General features: G+C 70.8%; 12 protein-coding genes and 1 riboswitch. Of the genes, 4 read left to right on the top strand and 8 right to left on the bottom strand.

Annotated features, from left to right (window positions below; all coding sequences use genetic code 11):
* The 3 genes from thiS to thiC are packed head-to-tail and all read right to left on the bottom strand — an operon-like array spanning position 1 to position 2,971.
* Positions 1–201: a sulfur carrier protein ThiS gene (gene thiS, locus ICG51_RS08075; RefSeq protein ID WP_223809401.1), complete on the bottom strand. Its 201-nt coding sequence runs from the start codon at positions 199–201 to the stop codon at positions 1–3.
* Entirely contained in the window at positions 198–1,166 is a 969-nt protein-coding gene (locus ICG51_RS08070) for an FAD-dependent oxidoreductase (protein WP_190279883.1), read from the bottom strand. Before ICG51_RS08070 ends, thiS begins: the two co-directional genes overlap by 4 nt.
* Positions 1,163–2,971 (bottom strand): phosphomethylpyrimidine synthase ThiC, encoded by a 1,809-nt coding sequence (gene thiC, locus ICG51_RS08065; RefSeq protein WP_190279882.1) that lies wholly within the window; start codon positions 2,969–2,971, stop codon positions 1,163–1,165. The genes ICG51_RS08070 and thiC overlap by 4 nt, the downstream gene beginning before the upstream one ends.
* A 69-nt stretch (positions 2,972–3,040) precedes the next feature.
* Positions 3,041–3,142: riboswitch (TPP riboswitch) on the bottom strand.
* 206 nt (positions 3,143–3,348) lie between these two features.
* On the opposite strand from thiC, the gene rpoH reads away from it, so the two are divergent.
* Together rpoH and ICG51_RS08055 are read left to right on the top strand one after the other, a co-directional pair.
* Positions 3,349–4,215, top strand: a complete 867-nt coding sequence (gene rpoH / locus ICG51_RS08060) for an RNA polymerase sigma factor RpoH (RefSeq protein ID WP_190282417.1) — start codon at positions 3,349–3,351, stop codon at positions 4,213–4,215.
* Between the two features lie 133 nt (positions 4,216–4,348).
* A complete protein-coding gene (locus ICG51_RS08055) occupies positions 4,349–4,816 on the top strand; it encodes a DUF1203 domain-containing protein (RefSeq protein ID WP_190279881.1) in 468 nt (155 codons plus the stop codon).
* 8 nt (positions 4,817–4,824) lie between these two features.
* On the opposite strand, the gene ICG51_RS08050 is transcribed toward ICG51_RS08055, so the two are convergent.
* The 3 genes from ICG51_RS08050 to ICG51_RS08040 all read right to left on the bottom strand — a co-directional run bounded on the left by ICG51_RS08050 (position 4,825) and on the right by ICG51_RS08040 (position 8,871).
* Positions 4,825–5,445 carry a trimeric intracellular cation channel family protein gene (locus ICG51_RS08050; protein ID WP_190279880.1) on the bottom strand — a complete coding sequence of 207 codons (621 nt, stop codon included), beginning with the start codon at positions 5,443–5,445 and terminating at the stop codon, positions 4,825–4,827.
* Positions 5,446–5,673: 228 nt separating this feature from the next.
* On the bottom strand, positions 5,674–6,615 hold the full coding sequence (tal, locus tag ICG51_RS08045) for a transaldolase (RefSeq protein ID WP_190279879.1): 942 nt from the start codon (positions 6,613–6,615) through the stop codon (positions 5,674–5,676).
* A gap of 54 nt (positions 6,616–6,669) precedes the next feature.
* Positions 6,670–8,871 (bottom strand): primosomal protein N', encoded by a 2,202-nt coding sequence (locus ICG51_RS08040; protein ID WP_190279878.1) that lies wholly within the window; start codon positions 8,869–8,871, stop codon positions 6,670–6,672.
* Between the two features lie 792 nt (positions 8,872–9,663).
* Between ICG51_RS08040 and ICG51_RS08035 the strand changes: the two genes are divergently transcribed.
* Positions 9,664–11,028: a DUF3106 domain-containing protein gene (locus ICG51_RS08035; RefSeq protein ID WP_190279877.1), complete on the top strand. Its 1,365-nt coding sequence runs from the start codon at positions 9,664–9,666 to the stop codon at positions 11,026–11,028.
* A 16-nt stretch (positions 11,029–11,044) separates the two neighbouring features.
* Here ICG51_RS08035 and ICG51_RS08030 read toward each other — a convergent pair whose 3' ends face one another.
* Both ICG51_RS08030 and ICG51_RS08025 read right to left on the bottom strand, forming a co-directional pair.
* On the bottom strand, positions 11,045–11,353 hold the full coding sequence (locus ICG51_RS08030) for a DUF4286 family protein (protein WP_190279876.1): 309 nt from the start codon (positions 11,351–11,353) through the stop codon (positions 11,045–11,047).
* On the bottom strand, positions 11,350–12,513 hold the full coding sequence (locus ICG51_RS08025) for a DUF3667 domain-containing protein (protein WP_190279875.1): 1,164 nt from the start codon (positions 12,511–12,513) through the stop codon (positions 11,350–11,352). The genes ICG51_RS08030 and ICG51_RS08025 overlap by 4 nt, the downstream gene beginning before the upstream one ends.
* A 65-nt stretch (positions 12,514–12,578) precedes the next feature.
* Between ICG51_RS08025 and ICG51_RS08020 the strand changes: the two genes are divergently transcribed.
* Positions 12,579–13,958, top strand: a complete 1,380-nt coding sequence (locus ICG51_RS08020; protein ID WP_190279874.1) for an MATE family efflux transporter — start codon at positions 12,579–12,581, stop codon at positions 13,956–13,958.
* Positions 13,959–13,986: the final 28 nt, after the last annotated feature.

The raw sequence follows: 13,986 nt of genomic DNA, 5'->3' as shown, positions 1-13,986 counted from the left end.
TCAACCTCCCTGCATCGGGGCGAGGATTTCCAGCGCGTCGCCTTCGCACAACCGCTGCGCGGCGCGCTGACCGGCGGCCACGAACACGCCGTTGAGGGCGGTGGCCACATGCGCTTCGTGATAGCCCAGCTCGAGCAGCGCCTGCGCCAGCGTGGCGGCTTCGATGGGGCGGGTTTCGCCGTTGACCTGCAGCTGGATCACGCCGCCTCCAACAGGCGCACCGCGGCCTGTTGCGCCAGCGCTGGTGCCAACAGGTAGCCGTGGCGGAACAGCCCGTTCAGATGCCAGCGACCGTCGCGCTGCTCAAGCCGCGGCAGGTTGTCGGGGAAGGCCGGGCGCAGGCCGTGGCCCAGTTCGAGGATGCGCGCTTCGGCCAGCGCCGGGTGCAGCGCGTAAGCGGCGTTGAGCAGCTCCATCACCGAACGCGCGCTGGTCGCGCCGGCATCATCGCTTTCCAGCATGCTGCCGCCCAGCATGTAATCGCCACCGCCGCGCGGCACCAGGTAGTGCATGCCGCGCGGATGCAGCAGGCGGATCGGTCGCGCGAACTGCACATCGTCGCTGTGCAGCAGCAGCATCTCGCCGCGCACGCCGCGCAGTTCCGGCAGGCGGTCGCGGGCGGCGTAGCCGCGGCAGTCGAGCACGGTCCGGCCATCGCCTGGCACCTTGCTCGCGTCCACGCCGTAGTGGATGGCAACGCCGAGTGGCTGCAACCGCGCCACCAGTGCCGCCAGCGCCGCGCGCGGATCCAGGTGCGCTTCGTCGGCGAAGAACAGGCCCTGGCGGAACCGCCCGGCCAGTTCCGGCTCGAGTGCGGCCACGCCGTCGGCGTCCAGCCGGCGGTAGTTGTCGCTGCGCTGGGCAAAGGCTTCCAGCTCGCCGGCATCGCGCGCAGCGGCCAATACCAGCGTGCCGTTGCGGACGGTGCCGGGGTACTGCCGCGGCCACCAGTCCAGCGCCTGCCGGCCCAGTTCGGCCACCAGCGGTTCAGCGCTGACGCATTCGCACCACGGCGCCAGCATGCCGCCGGCAAAGCGGCTGGCAGCCTCGCCGCCGGGCTGCATGCCGACTTCCAGCACCTCCACCTCGGCACCCGCCCGGGCCAACTCCAATGCGGCCGCCAGGCCGGCCACGCCGGCGCCCAGCACGGTGACGCGCGCGCTCACGGCGCGGCGTCCACGTACAGCTCGCCACCGGCGGCGACGAACTCCGCCGACTTCGCCTGCATCCCGGCATCAGCCGCGTCGCGCAGCTCGTGGCTGAGTTGCATCGAGCAGAACTTGGGCCCGCACATCGAGCAGAAATGCGCGCTCTTGTGCGCGTCCTTGGGCAGGGTGGCGTCGTGGTAGGCGCGCGCGGTGTCGGGATCCAGCGAGAGGTTGAATTGGTCTTCCCAGCGGAATGCGAAGCGCGCCCGCGACAGCGCGTCGTCATGCGCCTGCGCGGCCGGATGGCCCTTGGCCAGGTCGGCGGCGTGGGCGGCAACCTTGTAGCTGATCACGCCGGTCTTGACGTCGTCGCGGTCGGGCAGGCCCAGGTGCTCCTTGGGGGTGACGTAGCAGAGCATCGCGGTGCCGAACCAGCCGATCATCGCCGCGCCGATCGCCGAGGTCAGGTGGTCGTGGCCGGGCGCGGCATCGGTGGTCAGCGGGCCCAGGGTGTAGAACGGCGCGTCGCTGCAGACCTCCAGCTGGCGCGTCATGTTGTCGCGGATCCTGTGCATCGGCACGTGGCCGGGGCCTTCCACCATCACTTGGCAGCCCTTGTCCCAGGCCACTTTGGTCAGCTCGCCGAGGGTATCGAGTTCGGCGAACTGGGCGGCGTCATTGGCGTCAGCAATGCTGCCGGGGCGCAGCCCGTCGCCCAGTGAGAAGGCGACGTCGTAACGGCGCAGGATGTCGCAGATCTCGTCGAAGCGTTCGTAGAGGAAATTCTCGCGGTGATAGCGCAGGCACCAGCGCGCCAGGATCGATCCGCCGCGGGAGACGATCCCGGTGACCCGCTTCGAGGTCAGCGGCACATGCGCCAGCCGCACCCCGGCATGGATGGTGAAGTAATCCACGCCCTGCTCGGCCTGTTCGATCAGGGTGTCCTTGAACACCTCCCAATCCAGCTTGGCCGGGTCGCCGCCGACCTTTTCCAGCGCCTGGTACAGCGGCACCGTGCCGATCGGCACCGGCGCGTTGCGCAGGATCCAGCTGCGCAGGTTGTGGATGTTGCGGCCGGTGGACAGGTCCATGACCGTGTCCGCGCCCCAGCGGATCGACCACACCAGCTTCTCCACCTCCTCGGCCACGCCGGAGGACAGTGCCGAGTTGCCGATGTTGGCGTTGACCTTCACCAGGAAGTTGCGGCCGATCACCATCGGCTCGAGCTCGGGATGGTTGATGTTGGCCGGCAGGATGGCGCGGCCGCGGGCGATCTCTTCGCGCACGAATTCCGGCGTCACCAACGCTGGCAGCGCCGCGCCAAAGGATTCGCCTTCGGCCAGGCGGCGCTCCTCCTCGTCGCTGGCGGCGATGCGGCCCAGGTTTTCGCGATGGGCGGCATAGACCATTTCCTCGGTGACGATGCCGGCGCGCGCGAACTCCAGCTGGGTCACCGGCTGCCCGTCAGCGCCGCGGCGCAGCGTGCGCGCCGCCGGACAGGGCGCCACCAGCCGCTCGCCGCTGGCAAACCCGTTGTCCTCGGGACGCACCCTGCGCCCTTCGATGGCCTCGAAGCCGCGCGCGGCCAGCCAATCTTCACGCACTGGCGGCAGCCCGGCGGCCAGGTCGATGGCGACGCCGTCTTCGGTGTAGGGGCCGGAGGTGTCGTACAGGTGCAGGCGGGGCGTCTGCGGGTCGTCCAGCGCGATTTCGCGCAGCGGCACGCGCAGGCCGGGGTGGCCGGGCGGCGACAGGTAGACCTTGCGAGAGCCGCGGATCGGGCCGGTGGTGACGGTGCCCGGGCGGGTATCGGACGGCTGCATGGATCTCCTCCTCGTGAAACGCGGGAGATCCGGGAGTTGACGCTGCAACGGCACGCAGCGCGGCGCGCGCTGCATGTGGTTTTCCGTTCCTACGCCGGCATGACCCGGATCAGGTGCAAGGGTCAGCTCGACGCTTTCTCAGCCCCGTACGGGGCTCCCCTCGGAATGGGCGCAGGATCGGTGGAGGCCTTCACGCTGTCAAGCGCGCACCGGGCTTGCAGACCCTATGCAACGCCCCCAGCTCGTCTGGATACGCCGTGGTTTCCTGAACGGAAACCCGCTGCCGTTGTTCCATGGGTGAAACGACTGTGAACTACTGGCGTGGGCAGCAGTCATAAATGGCGACTGCTAGAATCGGCCGCATGAGGGAAGCCAGCATGACCACCAACGCGCTTGTCGCCAACAACCTGCCGATCCCCAGCGCCATGGGCTCGCTGGAGGCCTACATCAGCGGCGTGCACCAGATCCCGGTGCTGTCGGTGGAGGACGAGCAGCGGCTGGCCCATCGCCTGCGCGAGGACAACGACATCGCCGCGGCGCAGGAGCTGATCCTGTCGCACCTGCGCTTCGTTGTGCACGTGGCCCGCGGCTACAGCGGCTACGGGCTGCAGCTGGGCGACCTGATCCAGGAAGGCAATATCGGCCTGATGAAGGCGGTCAAGCGCTTCGACCCCTCGGTGGGCGTGCGCTTGGTCAGCTTCGCGGTGCACTGGATCCGCGCCGAGATGCACGAGTTCATCATCAAGAACTGGCGCATCGTGAAGGTGGCCACCACCAAGGCGCAGCGCAAGCTGTTCTTCAACCTGCGCAAGAGCAAGACCCGCTTGGGCTGGCTCAATGCGGAGGAAGTGCGGCTGGTGGCCAAGGACCTGAACGTCTCCGAGCGTGAAGTGATGGAGATGGAGTCGCGCCTGTCCGGCCGCGACATCGGTTTCGACGCGCCCGACGACGCCGACGACGACCACGCCCCGCCGGCGCCGGTCAGCTATCTGGTCGCCCACGACGCCGACCCGGCCGCCGCCTATGAATCCGCCGACAGCGAAGCCGACCAGCTGGAGGTGCTGCGCGAAGGCATGGCCCGGCTCGACGCCCGCTCGCGCGACATCATCCGGCGCCGCTGGCTGGACGCCGACAGCAAGGTCACGCTGCAGGAATTGGCCGACGAATACGGCGTCTCCGCCGAGCGCATCCGCCAGATCGAAGCCAATGCGCTGAAGAAGATGAAGGCGCTGTTCGCGGCCTAAGCAACGCCATCACGCGATACCAAGACGGCCCGGAGCGATCCGGGCCGTTTGCGTTTGCGGCGGCCACGCAAGAACCGGGAGGCCACGACGGGCGTCCGGCGCGATCGTGGCCGGCCCGAACTGCGAGGCACCCATGGAATACATCGTTTCAGGCCTGCCGCTGGCGCCCTTCGAACCCCTGTTCGGACTGGGCGATGCCGCGCTGCGCGCACACGGCGCCGTCCGCATCCGTGCCGATGCGAGGCCCGGATTTCCATGCCGGATCACCTTGGAGGACGCCGCCCCGGGCGAGTCACTGCTCCTCCTGCACTGGCAGCACCAGCCGGCCGCGACACCCTACCGCAGCGGCGGCCCAATCTTCGTGCGCGAGGGGGCGCGGGCCACGGCCCGGGTGCGCAACGCGATCCCGCCGCAGCAACGCGAACGCCTGCTGTCGGTGCGCGGCTACGACGCCGATGGCTGGATGCACGATGCGGACGTGCTCGAGGGGACGCAGCTGGAGACCGCGATCGAACGCTTCTTCCAGGATCCGCGGATCGCCTGCCTGCACGTCCACAACGCCCGCCGCGGTTGCTACGCCTGCCGCAGCGACCGCGCCTGACGCCGGGTTCAGCCGTCCTCGCGCGGCCGCGCGACCGGCAGCTGCCAGCCATGGCGCAGGGCCATCCAGCGCAGCCCGAAACAGGCAAGCGCACCGACCGCCATCGCCGGCTGCTGCGGCAGTTGCAGGACCGCCGCCAGCGCCACCACGCCACCGCCGACCAATGCCGCCACCGCGTACAGTTCGGCCTGCAGCACCACCGGCACCCGCGCCACCAGCAGGTCGCGGACGATGCCGCCGCCGATCCCGGTCGTCATTCCCAGCAGGGTCGCGGCGAACGGCGACATCCCGAAAGCCAGCGCCTTGCCGGTGCCCAGCACCGCGAACAGCGCCAGTCCCGCGGCGTCGAACAGCTGCACCGGGTTGCGCAGGCGCTCGATCGCAGCGGACCAGCGGAACGTGACCAGCCCGGCCAGTATCGCCGTAACCAGATAGCGCCAGTCGGCCAGCGCGGCCGGCGGATGCGCGTCGATCAGGACATCGCGGACGATCCCGCCCGACACCGCGGCCGCGCAGGACAGCACCAGCACGCCGAAGAGGTCCAGCCGCTGACGCACCGCCACGGTGCCGCCGCTGAGCGCGAACACGAAGGTGCCGATCAGGTCGAAAACAAGCAGGAGGGTGGACATGCCGCCACCTTACCCCGGCGGCGACCCCTCGCGGGCCTCACCGGGGATGATCGGCGCCAGGGGCTGGCGGCTCCAACACGCCTACCAGCAGTCGAGCAGCCCCACCGGCCGGTTGCGGAACCCGATCAGGAAGCACAGCTGCGCTGGCAGCCGGAACCACCATGCCGTCAGGCCGGGGAAACGCCACCGACGATCACCACGCGCGGCCAGCCCGCCATTACCGCGGCATCAGCCAAGCTTCGCCGCCAGCAGGGCTTCCAGCTGCTGCTGGTCGGCGGCGAACTTGCGGATGCCTTCCTCCAGCTTCTCGCGCGCCATCGCGTCCTCGGCGTGGCGGGCGCGGAAGCCGGCCTCGTCCAGCGCCGCGGGCGGTGCGAGGCGCTGGACGGTCTCATCCAGCGCGCGCGTCACCGGGGCGTCCGAGCGCTCCAGTTCGGCAAGCAGTTCCGGGGAGATGGTCAGCCGGTCACAGCCGGCCAGCGCCAGCACCTGGCCGGTGTTGCGGAAGCTGGCCCCCATGACCACGGTGTCATAGCCGTGCTGCTTGTAGTGCTGCCAGATGCGCGTGACCGACTGCACGCCGGGGTCGTCCTGCGGCGTGGCGGGCGGCGCCATGCCGTTGGCCAGGTGCCAGTCGAGGATGCGGCCGACGAAGGGGGAGACCAGGTAGACGCCGGCCTCGGCGCAGGCCACCGCCTGCGCGAACGAGAACAGCAGGGTCAGGTTGCAGTGGATGCCTTCGCGCTCCAGCCGTTCGGCGGCGCGGATGCCTTCCCACGTGGCGGCGATCTTGATCAACAGACGGTCGCTGCCGATCCCGGCATCGGCATACAGCCGCACCAGCCGGCGCGCGCGTGCCACGGTGGCCTCGGTATCGAAGCTCAGGCGCGCATCCACTTCGGTGGACACCCGCCCGGGAATCAGCTTGACGATCTCGCTGCCGATCGCCACCGCCAGCCTGTCGCAGGCGTCACCAAGCGGGTCGTCACCGCTGGCCGCCGCCGCGCTGGCCGCCAGATGCGGGGCATAGGCCGGCAGCGCCGCGGCCTTCAGCAGCAGCGACGGATTGGTGGTGGCATCCATCGGCATGAAGCGGGCGATGGCTTCGATGTCGCCGGTGTCGGCGACCACGGCGGAATGGGTGCGGAGCTGTTCGAGCTGGGACTTCACGGACGGCCTGGCGCGGCATGGGGCTGCGCATTGTAGGACTGCGACCGCGAAGGATCAGTACAGGTCCAGCGGATCCACGTCCAGCGACCAGCGCACCCGCCGCGCGTCCGGCGCGGCGTACAGCGCGGGCACCGCCACGTCCAGCGCCGCATGCAGGGCGGCGCGTGCCGGCGCGGCCAGCAGCAGCTGCGAACGCACGAAGCCGGCGCGGCGCGGCATGGGAGCGGGCAGCGGACCGTGCACTTCGATTGCGCTGCTATCCAGCAGCGTCTTCGCCAGCTGCAGGAACTGCAGCGGCAGCTCCGCCCGCTTGGCCTCGGCGCGCAGCAGGGCGAGATGGGCGAATGGCGGGAATCCGGCGGCCTCGCGCAGCGCCAGTTCGCCATCGGCGAAGGCGTGGTAGCCGCCGCCCACCAGCGTCTGCAGCAATGGATGCTCCGGGTGATGGGTCTGCAACAGCACGGTGCCCGGACGGTCGGCGCGACCGGCGCGACCGGCTACCTGGATCAGCAGCTGCGCGAGCTTCTCGCCGCTGCGGAAATCGGCGGAGAACAGGCCCTCGTCGATCCCCACCACCACCACCAGCACCAGATTGCCCAGGTCGTGGCCCTTGGCCAGCATCTGCGTGCCGATCAGGATGCCCGGCCGGTTGCCCAGCGCATCGAGATGTTTCTGCAGGCCGTCGCGCTGGCCGGTGCTGCCGCGATCGATGCGGATCACCGGCACCGCGTCGAAACGCGCCTGCAGTTCGGCCTCGATCCGTTCGGTGCCGTTGCCCTGCGGCTGCAGCGCCAGGCTGGCGCAATCCGGACAGGCCGGCGGCGACGGCCGGCGGTGGCCGCAGTGGTGGCACTGCAGGCGCTTGCCGTGGGCGTGCACAGTCATCGCGGTGGGCCGTTCCGGCGTGCTGCAGCGCGGGCAGTGCGCGCTCCAGCCGCAGTCGTGGCAGAGCAGCACCGGCGCATAGCCCCGGCGGTTGCGGAACACCAGCACCTGCCCGCCCGCATCCAGCGCAGCGCGGATCGCCGCCAATGATTCCTCGGACAGGCCGGCGTGCAGCGGGCGCTTGCGCACGTCCAGCACCCGAACCTGCGGCGGCCGCGCGTCGCCCGCCCGCCGGCGCAGCCGAAGCAGCGCGTAGCGGCCGGACTGCGCGTTGTGCAGCGTCTCCAGCGACGGCGTGGCGCTACCCAGCACCACCGGCACGGCCAGCGCGCGGGCGCGCACGATGGCGAAATCGCGGGCGTGGTAGCGGATGCCGTCGAACTGCTTGTAGCTGCCGTCGTGTTCCTCGTCGACGACGATCAGGCCGGCCTCCGGCAGCGGTACGAACACGGCCGAGCGCGTGCCCACGATCACCTGCGCCTGCCCGCTGGCGGCGGCCAGCCAGGTCGCGGCCCGTTCGCTGTCGGTGAGACCGGAATGCAGCGCATGCACCGGCACGCCCAGACGCGCACGGAAGCGCGCCAGCGCCTGCGGGGTCAGGCCGATCTCCGGCACCAGGACCAGCGCCTGCCTGCCGCGCGCCAGGCAGTCGGCGATCGCCTGCAGGTAGACCTCGGTCTTGCCACTGCCGGTGACGCCGTCCAGCAGGAAGGGCGCGAAGCCTTCGGCACTGCGGATCGCGTCGATGGCGACCTGCTGCTCGGTATTGGGAGAGAAAGCGGAAGGAACGGGGTCAGGTCCACTTCCACGAGGTAGTGAACCTGACCCCGTTTCGGCTACCCGCTCGACCAGCCCGCGCTCGCGCAGCGCGCGCAGGGGTGTGCGCCAGCCTGGCGATGTGGCATCCAGCCAATCCTCGTCGCGCACGTCCACCAGCAGACCGGCCAACGCCTTCGGTTTGCCCGCGCGCATTGCCGCCAGCGCGGTGCGCCCCGCTTCGTTCAATACCCAGCCATGGCGGGTGATGTCCGGCAGCGGCTCGCCGCGCCGCAGCGCGGCCGGCAGCGCGGCGGCAAGCACTTCTCCCAGCGGCGCATGCAGGTAGGCCGCCAGCCATCGCAGCGAGGCCAGCAGTTCGCCCTGCAGCAACGGCGCCCCGTCCGGCGCCGCCAGCGCGGCGCGCAGCTCGACGCCCGGCTCCGCCAGCCCATGCCCGACGACCAGTCCACAGACCTCGCGCTGGCCGAACGGCACCCGCAGGCGCGCGCCCACCGCTACCGCCGAGGCCTCGAGGCCCGGCGGCGGCAGGTAGTCGAACAGGCGCGGCAGCGGCACCGGCAGGGCCACGCGCAGGATCGCGGGAGCAGTCATCGATGCAAGTCTAGCCCCGCCGCGCACCGTTCAGCTTGCGCCGCATACCTGATTCCGCCCTTACCTCTTCCATGCAAGTTGCTGTTATTGCAGGGAAAGAATGCTTATCCACATCGGCTGTGGATAAGTCTGTGCATGGGGCCCATCCACAACTGCGCAAGCGCCGTTCCAGCATGCTTTCGTTCAGCTGGACAAAAAATCGCCATATTCGAAATTCACTTACACATCAATGTTTTACCCGTGAAACACATGGGGGTGTGTCGGGCCGGTTAACGTGGAACCCACATTTGTGACCGCTTCTTCACGGCTGTGCACAACTGCCCTGCCCGCAAGCCGCGCCGCTGCTCACGGAGCCGGCGCGATGGAGGGTGTCAAGCCGTGCTGACGGGGGGCCGGATCCGGAACTTGCGTGAGCCAGCGCACGGAATCCCGCGCAAGCGCCTGTTTCGGGAAGGAAAACACCCGTTATCCACACTGCCTGTGGATAAGCCTGTGTGCGACGCCGGGATGGCAGCCCCGAACGCAACAGCAGCGCACCGCTCAAGGCCCTGGCCAAAATTTGATCGCCACATCAATGATCTTTTAAATCAATGGCTTGCAGAAATCCAGCACAATTGGAGCGCGACCCAGCGGGCCTGCAGTCGGCACTAGCACACAATTCATGCCGCTGTGCACAACTGCAGCGACCGTGTGGCCCCTCCCTTCGCTGAAGCCTGACCACCCAAGGCCGGCGCGAAGCGGGCGGGACGCCGGATGGGCGCTATAAGATTGGCCGGTGCCGACTCCCCCGACATGACCAGATCCAGCCCCCATTCCCCCCCACCCGCGGCGGTCGCCGCCTTCCTGCGTGGCCTGGACCGGCGCGCGCGCCTGCTAGCGCTGGTGCAGTGCGGCGACACCGCAGCGGCCACGCGCGCGCTGGATGCCACCGCCCGGGTCTTCGCCACCGAAGCAGGCCAACGGCCGATCGCGCAGTGGCCGCAGCAGTACTGGCGACTGCTGCTGACCGCCCCGACCATGCGGCAGGCCGACACCCCGGCTGCCGGCCCCCTGCCCGGGATCACGCGGCTGCCGCCGCCGGTGCGGGCCGCCGTCCTGCTGCACCTGGTGGCCGCGCTGGAAGATGCCGATGCCGCGGCCGCGCTGGGCATCGACACCGACGCCTACCAGCTGCGGATCCGCGACGCGCTGCCGCGCGATGTCCTCGGCCAGCCCGACCTCGACGTCTGGCGCGCCTGGCGCGCCGCCGCGCAGCGGGCGCTGGAGGCCCTGCCGGAAGCCGCCCCCGCCGACGCGCCCCGGACGCCCGGGCCGCAGGCCGATGCGACCGCGGACGCCGCCCGCCACCGCCGACGCATGCGCTGGTTGTGGCTGGGCGTCGCGCTGTGCGCGGTGGCGCTGGTGGCGAGCTTTTTCCTGCACCCGCGCGGACGCGAACTGCTGGACCAGTGGCGCAACCACGTGCAGGTGGCGCCGCTTCCGCCCGCCGCTGCACCCAAGGCGCGTTTCGACCCTGTTGACCCGGCCCTGCACCCCGACCGCGAGCTGCTGGCCGAGCCGGGCACCGTGCAGCTGGCACGCCAGCTGCCGCTGTTGGCCTGGCTGGCGGCAGAGGCCCCCGACACGCTGCCGGCGCCACCGCTGGCGCCGGCCTTCGCGGACACCGCCTCGGCGGTACCGGCCGCGCCCTCCCCGGCCGCCAGCCTGTCGGAACGCATGCGTGCCTGGGACCGGCTGTCGCCGCAGCAGCGCGCGCAGCAGCGCGGGGCGCTGGCGGAATGGCAGGCCCTGCCGGCCGACGAGCAGGCGCTCCTGCGGCGGCTGGCGGCGCGATTCGCCGCACTGCCCCCGGCCGAGCAGCAGGCCCTGCGCGAGCGCTACGCGTCACTGTCCTTCGATGCCCACCGCGGCTGGCACCTGGGGCCCCGGCTGGGGCGCGACTGGCCGCGCATCGGCGCGCTGTTCGCGTACGTCGAGCCCGGCGAGCGCGAACCGCTGCTACGGCTGCTGCGGGCCGCCTCCGCCGAAGAGCTGGACACGCTGGCACGGCTGGCGCAGATCACCCCGCCGGAAGCCCGTGCCGCGCTGCGCCGGGAGTTGCTGGCGCAGCTGCCTGCACAGCGCTCGGCCTGGCTGCGGGCGCGCCTGCAGCAGTAACCGTGCCTGCGCCGCTTCAGGCGTCGCGCAGCACCCGTCGACTGGCGGAAAAGCGGCCACCGAAACGGGCCGCGCCGTCCCCGCGCATGGCGGCCGCGTGGTGGTCGAAGTACGCCTGCAGGGCGGCCTCGTCGTGCAGCCGGTAATGCACGCAGAACGCGACCCGTCCCGGTGCGGGCGCGGGCTCCAGCACCTCGGCCGTCCGCGCCTCGATGAACCCCGGCAGCGCCAGCACCTGCGCCACGTGCGCCTGCAGCCAGCTGCGGTACTCGGCCGCGATGCCGGCGTCGACGTCCAGGTTGACCTCGTAGGTCACCCCGCTCACATCGCCACCAGCCCGATCGCCATGCTGGCCACCACCGCGAAGCTCAGCAGCACCGAGTAGCAGGTGCCCAGCACGAAGTACTTCAGTGCGGTCATCGGCCAGCCCTGCGCGTACACGCGCTTCTGCATCAGCAGCAGGTAGATCGGCATCCACGCCAGCAGCAGCCCTTCCACCCAGCCGAACAGCGTGGGCAGCGTGCCTTCGCCCGGCGCCAGCCATAGCGCCAGCGCGCGCACCAGCAGCACCAGCAGCAGATTCAGGGACAGGAAGGCGTGGCTGTGCAGCGCCACCACCAGGTGCTCCATGTACAGCCGGCGCTTGAAGAAGTAGGCCAGCTTCAGCATCAGCGCGAAGATCGGCACCAGCACGAACAGCGTGGTCGGCACCGCCCCCAGCGCCGCGTCCTTGAACGCCGACGGGTCCTGCCGGAGACGGGCGATGTTGTTGCTGGCGCGCGCCACCTGCGCATTGAGCCAGCGATCGGCGAAGCCGGGCAGCCAGGTGTCGAGCGGGTTCTTCTTCTCGTCCCAGGCCTTGTCGTTGAAGCGCACATTCAGGGTGTTTTCCCCACCGCTGTCCGCTGCCGGCGGCGGCACTCCGGCGGCCTGTGCCTTCTGCAGCGCGGCGATGCGCTCGGCGGCAACTTCACGAACCGCCTGCTCGCCCGCCTCTACGCCGGGGATGCCGGTGGCCGCCGCCGTGCCGGCCATTCCCTGCTTCACCTTCGCCAGTTCCGCCAGCTTGGCGTCGCGCGCCTTCTCCACTTCGGCCACGGTGGTGGCGCGGGCAATGGCGTCACCATCGCCGAAGTTGATGGAAGGGCCGTCCAGAGCCAGCTGCGCCACGAAGAACGTCAGCACGGTCAGGAAGAAGAACAGCCGAAACGGGGTGACATAGCGGATCTGCCGGCCGGCGAAGTATTCGCGGGTCAGGAACCCCGGTTTGGCGAACAACGGCGGCAGTGTGCGGAACACGCGGGTATCGAGGTCGAACACGCTGTCCAGCACGTCGCCGAACAGGTTGCCGAGCGGCCGCACCAGCCCCTTCACCGGCTGCCCGCAGGCGTGGCAATGGGGACCGTGCAGGGCCACGCCGCAGTTGCGGCAGTGGGCCTCCGGCGCGGGCTGGGGGTCGGGTTCGCGAACGGGCGGCTGGCTCATCCCGGTAGAATGACAGGCCGCGCGGCGCCGGCGCCAGCGCGCGCCCCTGCCTCCCGGTACCACCCATGCCCACCTTCCTTTCCCGCCTGCGCACCGACGCGGGTCGCACCGCCCGTCTGGCCGCGCCGCTGGCGGCCGGGCACCTGTCGCACGGGCTGGTCGGCTTCGTCGATGCGATGGTTGCCGGCCACCACGGCACCGCCACTCTGGCCGCGGTGTCGGTGGGCTCGGCGCTGCTGTGGCTGCCGATGCTGGCGCCGATGGGCACGCTGATGGCGCTGCCGCCGGCGGTCTCGCAACTGGACGGTGGCGGCCGCCGCGCGGCGATCGGTCCGCTGTTCCGGCAGGCGCTGTGGCTGGCGCTGTGCCTGGGCATCGTGCTGCTGGGGCTGTTGTCGGCGCTGCCGCTGCTGCTGCGGCCGATGGGCATCGCGCCCGACATCGTGCCCGGCGTGGTCGACTTCCTGCACGCGGTGCGCTGGGGCATCCCGGCGTTCACCCTGTATCTGTCGATGCGCTACCTCAGCGACGGCCTGCACTGGTCGCTGCCGACCATGCTGCTGGGCTTCGGCGGGCTGTGCCTGCTGGCGCCAACCGCCTACGTGCTGACCAACGGCCTGCTGGGCCTGCCGGAGCTGGGCGCGGCCGGCATCGGCATCGCCACCACGCTGATGTTCTGGGTGCAGGCGCTGGGGTTCGCGCTGTACCTGTGGCGCAGCCCTCGCTTCGCCGACCTGCAGCTGTTCGCGCACTTCGAATGGCCACGCTGGCCTGCGCAGCGCGAACTGCTGCTCAACGGCCTGCCGATCGGCGTCACCGTGACCATGGAGGGCGGGCTGTTCGCCGCCACCGCGCTGCTGATCGGGCGCCTGGGCGAGGTGCCGGCGGCCGCCCACCAGGTAGCGCTGAACGTGGCCACGCTGTGCTTCATGCTGCCATTCGGCATCGCCGAGGCCACCACCGTGCGGGTGGGCCACGCGCTGGGCCGCGGCGACCGCGACGGCGTGCGCAGCGCCGCCTTCGCCGGGCTGGCGCTGGCGCTGTGCACCCAGGTTTGCTCGGCGCTGCTGATGCTGGCCGGCCACGACGCCATCGCGGCGCTTTACAGCGCGGACCCGGCGGTGATCGCGCTGGGCGGCAGCCTGCTGCTGTACGCGGCGCTGTTCCAGCTGCCGGACGGCGTGCAGGTGGTGTCGGCCGGCGCGCTGCGCGGCCTCAACGACACCCGCGTGCCGATGTGGATGGCGGCGCTGGCCTACTGGGGCATCGGCATGCCGGTCGGCGCCGGGCTGGGCCTGTGGCTGGGCTGGGGGCCGCGCGGGATGTGGCTGGGCCTGACCGCGGGCCTGCTGGTGGCGGCGGTGCTGCTGTGCCGGCGTTTCCTGCGCAGCAGCGCGCGCCTGCCCATGCCGGCGCCATCGGTCACCATGACGGATTGCGCATGAGCCCGTCACGCCGCTCGGCTAGCATTCC

The sequence above is a fragment of the Thermomonas sp. XSG genome, from assembly GCF_014678725.1.
In the GTDB taxonomy this organism is placed as follows: Bacteria; Pseudomonadota; Gammaproteobacteria; order Xanthomonadales; family Xanthomonadaceae; genus Thermomonas.
The sequence above is the reverse complement of the archived record's forward strand: the minus strand, read 5'-3'. Positions and strand labels throughout refer to the sequence as shown.